This is a genomic window from Prosthecobacter sp. (assembly GCF_044373815.1).
Classification (GTDB): Bacteria; Verrucomicrobiota; Verrucomicrobiia; order Verrucomicrobiales; family Verrucomicrobiaceae; genus Prosthecobacter.
Window position 1 is genome coordinate 1 of the sequence record NZ_JBIPNG010000473.1, and the last position, 5,178, is coordinate 5,178.

The 5,178-nt window shown below is 58.5% G+C and carries 2 protein-coding genes and 1 pseudogene; all 3 read right to left on the reverse strand.

Annotation, left to right across the window (positions count from 1 at the left end; all coding sequences use genetic code 11):
• Positions 1 to 3,574, reverse strand: a pseudogene (locus ACIREA_RS26320) (hypothetical protein); the annotation flags it as partial.
• A 21-nt stretch (positions 3,575 to 3,595) separates the two neighbouring features.
• The gene (locus ACIREA_RS26325; protein ID WP_397385299.1) at positions 3,596 to 4,225 is read right to left on the reverse strand and encodes a hypothetical protein; all 630 of its coding nucleotides are present in this window, start codon (positions 4,223 to 4,225) and stop codon (positions 3,596 to 3,598) included.
• 33 nt (positions 4,226 to 4,258) lie between these two features.
• The coding region (locus ACIREA_RS26330; RefSeq protein WP_397385300.1) for a hypothetical protein at positions 4,259 to 5,178 on the reverse strand (920 nt) is incomplete at its 5' end.

The window sequence follows — 5,178 nt, forward strand, 5'->3', positions numbered from 1 at the left end:
CCGTAATCCCAAGCCCCATGTTGGAATCCGCCGTCTGCGGCTCGCCCTGCCCTTGGCCCATCCCCTTGCCTTGCCCATCTTTCCCCGGCTGCTGCCCATCCTTGCCCGGTTGCTGCCCGGGTTGATTCCCCTTCGGCTGTTGTGCTGAAGCCTGCCCCTGACCTTCTCCTTGGCCTTCAGGACCAGGCTGCTGCCCACCCTGCCCCTTCTCCCCGGGTTGCATGCCCTGTCCCGGCTTCTGCCCATTTTCAGCAATCTGCTCACCTTTCGCCTCACCCTGACCCGCCTTACCCTCCTTGCCTTGTCCAGCCTTCGGCTCCCCTTCGCCAGGCTTCTGACCTGCACCAGCCATCTTCGGATCCTTCGGCTCACCTTGGCCATCTTTGCCTTCACCTTCTTTACCCGGCTCCTGCCCTTGGCCTTCTTTTCCAGGCTGCTCGCCAGCACCCGGCTTCTCACCTTTCTCAGCAGTTTGGCCATCCTTGGGCTGCCCATCTTTCCCCGGCTGCCCCTCTCCCGCCTTTGCCCCCTTTTCAGCAGCTTTCTGCTCCCCGGCATCGGCAGTCTTTTGTCCTTCCTTCCCCTTTTGTCCTTCGCCCGCAGCCTCCTGCTCCTGCGCTTCCTTGATCAGCTTATCGAGTTCATTCTTCGCCACGCGCAAAGCCTCGCTCTCACTGCCCAGCACGCTCTCAGCCGCCTTCTCCACGCCCTTCCTCAGCTCCTCCACAGCATTCGCCGCTTTGCGCTCCGCATCCTTGGCTTCCACTTGTGATCCATACCGCAGCTGATCCCGCGTCTCCTTCAAATTCTCTTCCAGCCCGCTCGTCTGCGCCTTGCGCACAGCGTCGTAAAGATTGCGGTGCAGCAGCGGTTCGCTCTCCTCCGCCTGCTCGCTGAGCTGTCGCATGCTGTTGAGCAGTTTTTCCACCTTCTCCTGCTGCTCCGCCACCTGCCGGCTCTGGGCCGCATTCTGCATGTTCTTCTCGATGTCGGACCCGGCCTCCTTCTGATTCTCCAGCGCCTCACTGATCTTCTTCTCGTTCTCCGCCGCATCACGCGCCTGCTGGCGGATCTGCTTCACCTCCTCGGCAAATTTCTTCGAAGTCTTCTGCCGGAAATCCTCCTGCATCTTTTCCAGCTCACGCTGCGCACGCGTCGCTGAGTTCGCCGCATCCGCCAGCTTTTCTTCCTTCAGCTGTTCCGCCGCCTCGCTCACCTTCTCACGCGTCTGCTCCAGCTGCTCCTTGGCCTCCGCCATGTTCTGCGCGTTCTCCGGCTTTTCCATGCGCTCCTTGAGATCATCCAGATCACTCAACAGCTGCTCCTGCTCAGCCTGCAAACGCTTGAGCTGATTGTCCAGTTCCTGCTTCTCCTCCTCCGTCTTCGCATTGGCGATCTGATTTTGAAGTTCCTTGATCTTCTCCGCCAGGGCCTCCTGCCGCCGCGCCAGTTCCTTCAGCCGGTTCAGCACCTGCAGGTTCTCCTGCTGCTCCGCTGTCTGCTCCTCGGTGGCGGCCTTCTCTTCTTCGTAGCGCTGCTCCTTCTGCTTCAGCTCCAGATCCATGATCTGGTTCTTGTTCGCCTGCTGCTGGCCCTGCGAGGGCTTGTCCTGCCGCATCACCTGGTGCTCACGGCTCTGCGCACGGTGCAGCCATTCCAGCGCCGTTTGTTCAAACGTCAGCGCTTGATTCAGCGGCGAGCGCTTCTTCTCCGCCGACGCCTGCTGCAGCGGCCCCTGCGCATCTTTGAGACTCTTCCACGCTTCTGTCAGCGACTGCTTCACTTCCGCGTCCTCCACTTCCTCCATCGCTTCTTTGACCTTCTCCATCGCGATGCCCACGGACTGATCCACCACATCAATATCCGGCGTGGCAGCCTCAATCACCCGCCCTGCATTCGTGTCGCGAATGATCTTCCACGTCGCGTTGACGATCTGTTTCACCAGATCCACCAGCTTGTCGCTCTGCGCCTTGCCGGGTGGGCCGGGCGAAGCCTCCTTCTCACGGAAGATGTCTTCGTAATGACGCACGTCAGCAAAGAACATGTCGCTCATGCTCCGCCGCACCTCCCCCTTCGGCCCCGTGTCCTCCGCCCATAAATAATAACTCACCAGCTGCCTTGGCTCGGCATGCTCCTTCTCCAGCGCCAGCTCCGTCTTCACCTCCTGCTTCTTCAGCGGTGCAGTCACCGCATGCTTGAAGATGATCTCCTTGCTGTTGCCATTAATGCTGAAGACCGCCCCAGATTTCGTCACCCCAAGATCATCCGAGACCTGCGCCTCCACCGGCAGTTCCTGAATGCTGGACACCTGCAGATCTCTCTTCGGAAACACCACCTCGATCTTCGCCAGCTGATTCGACTGCACCGTCACCGTAAACCACGGCGGATTCTTGTTCCCACGCTCCGCTTCATCCACCAGATGCAGCCGATACTTCTGCGTCTTCTCCGCCATCAAAGAACCCTCGAGCACCATGGCATCCTCCGCCGATGGCGTCAGTGCAATCACACTCTTGTCCTCACCAAAAAGCTCCGCCGCCGTCAGGTGCGGCGCAAACGGAGACACCTCTTTCCGCGCAGGTGCGCCAGCTTCACCAGCGGCGATCAGCGGCTTGTTCACCTTGATCTTCCACACAATCTTCGAGCCCTCCAGCGCGGTGATCTTCCGCGTGTTCTTCGTCTCCTTGGCAGGCAGCTTCGTGTACTCCGGCGGCGTGACAATCACGTCGCTGCCGACCAGCGCAGGAAAATCAAAAACGGTCAGCGTGTGCACATGCGATTTCTGATCCGCAAACTCCACGTGGTATTTCGCATCACGCTCCACCTTGTTGATCATGCCGCCAAACACCTGCTCATCCACCGTCAGGCGCATTGGCAGACGCTCACGCTCTTTGCCATCTGCCTCGCTCACCACCAGCGTGGCATCCGCAGGCACCGGCCCATTAAAACGCGCTTCAATGATCAGACGCGAACCGCGTTCCAGCTCCGCATCCCCCGGAGTCAGTGTCGCTTGAAACTCCGTCGGCCGGGTTTCTTCATCGACCTGATTTTTCACGACCTCGGTTTTGTGCGGTGCCGACTGGAAGCGCAGCGCGATGTCCGTGGCCAGAAAAGCGATGATGGCAATCACCGCCCCCACCGCCGCACGCGTGTAAGGCTTGTTGGCCACCGTCACCGGCCAGTTCTGCGTGGCGGCATGGGCCAGCGCGCGGTCAATGAGCCGTTCATGCAGGAAACCGGCAGGTTTCTCAGCCCCCGGTTCGTGCTCGATGGCCGTAAGCAGCAATGCGTTCAGCGAAGGATGCTTTTGCTCAATGACACGGGCGATGTCACGATCACTCCAAACGTTACGACTCCCTTTGATCCAGGCAATCAGCCCCAGCACGATGAGCCCCAGAATCGACCAGCGATCAAGCCTCTTCGAAACAGGAAATCCATTCAGCGTGGCCAGCAGCAAGCCGCCCCTCACCACAACACCCAGCGCGAACACAACAGCGAGATGACGCATGAGCCGTGCGAGACGCAGTGCCTCGCGAACTTCAGCAATGCGGGCTTCAAGAATGGTGCGTGCGATCATAAGCGGTGATTTTCAACTCCTCTAATTTTCTGCATCCAAGGCAATGTCCGTCAGTTCAATGCTCCAGTCCTTTTTGAAATTATAGAAGAAACACAAAGTTCCTCCGTCGAAGCCTTTCAAACCATACCTCGAGTAGTCTTCATTAAAATGCCCTTCTTTTGGCTTGAACCCATAGGACCGTTTGATGAGTTCTCCATTCTTGGAAAAAGCCACCTCTGAGCCCGGATTGTTAGTTGTCGTAAGCACTTCGAATATCTTGCCTTTGGGATGGGCCGTATCAGCAGGCAGGCTCAATGGGATGGCACGTCGGTTTGAAATTCGATAAATCTGACAGTCGTTCATGAGCCGCCCTATTCGGAAATTGACCAACAGGATTTTGCCGTCAGGCGACCAGGCACAGCGAACATTCTCCGTTGTTTTCCCCCAAGTTCCGCCATTGGAAGTCACTTCCTCCAACGGACCAATCCGTTTTTGTTTCTGCGCGTCGATCAGCAAAACGCTCCCATCCACCTCGTCCAGAGCCGCCCCCTGTTGCGGAAGCACTGCAACAGCCAGCTTTTTGTCGGGAGACACCCCGCCTTCGACAACGACCCAGTCAGCCGCAAGACTGCTTGAAGCCACCAAGGCTACTGAGAGAATGATGCTTTTCACGAGGCTTGGAGAAATTGAATTGAAAGACTCTAATCAAGCAGTGGTAAGACTGCTGACTCCTTTACGCCCTGCAAACCAAGTTTCGAGCAGGAGAACGGCCAGGAGGATAAGGAGAATATACCACCACGACTGCTGCCGCTGCTCCGTGTCAGTCGCCGTGAGCCGCTCGTCCGAGGTTTCACCGGTTGCCCCACTGTCAGCACCGCTGGAAAGCTTGATGCCATATTCCGCCAGCTTCTGCGGAGCCAGTGGCAGCACTCGCCCTTCATCCGGCGGGAGATTGACGGCGAAAATCTGGGTATGGCTGGCGCTTTGCACCTTGTAGAGACCGATCCCCGTCGTGGTAAAACTCTCGCCCGCCTTGAGGCTGTGCGTCTTGCCTTCCGGCTCCGTGATGGTGTACGCAGAAGCGGCATCCAGCGGCAGGTCTTCACCCACCAGCAGCGTCGCCGCAGGATCATGGCTGAAACCAGCCGCCGCCAGCCAGCCATACAGCAGCGGCACAAACTTCGTGCTGAGCGCCAGTTGGCTGTCACTCGGCTGCCAGCCAGAAGCCAGGACAATAAGCGTCCCCTTCCCAATGCGGGCGCTGAAAATGGCAGGCTGCCCGTTGTCAAAGCTCGCCAGGGTTTCCAGCTTGTTGCCCGCATCTTTGACCTCGATCTGCCGATGCTTCCAAAACCGCAGCTTGGTAAAGTCGCGCAGCTTCGGATCACCAAAGGGCTTGAGCAGCGGATGCTCCGTTTTGACATCCGCCAGCATGCGGTAGTCGTCATTGGCATCCCCGTCCTTGACGGTGATGCCAGGAATCCCAGTGAGCGTTTGAAGCAGAGCTGCATCGGCAGAAGAAGAGGCGACCTCCACCAGAAACCCACCGGCACTGACAAAGTCGCGCAAGGCGGCATGCGTCCCGGCAGACGGCGTGGAGCCTGAGATGACGAGCACGTCCGGTT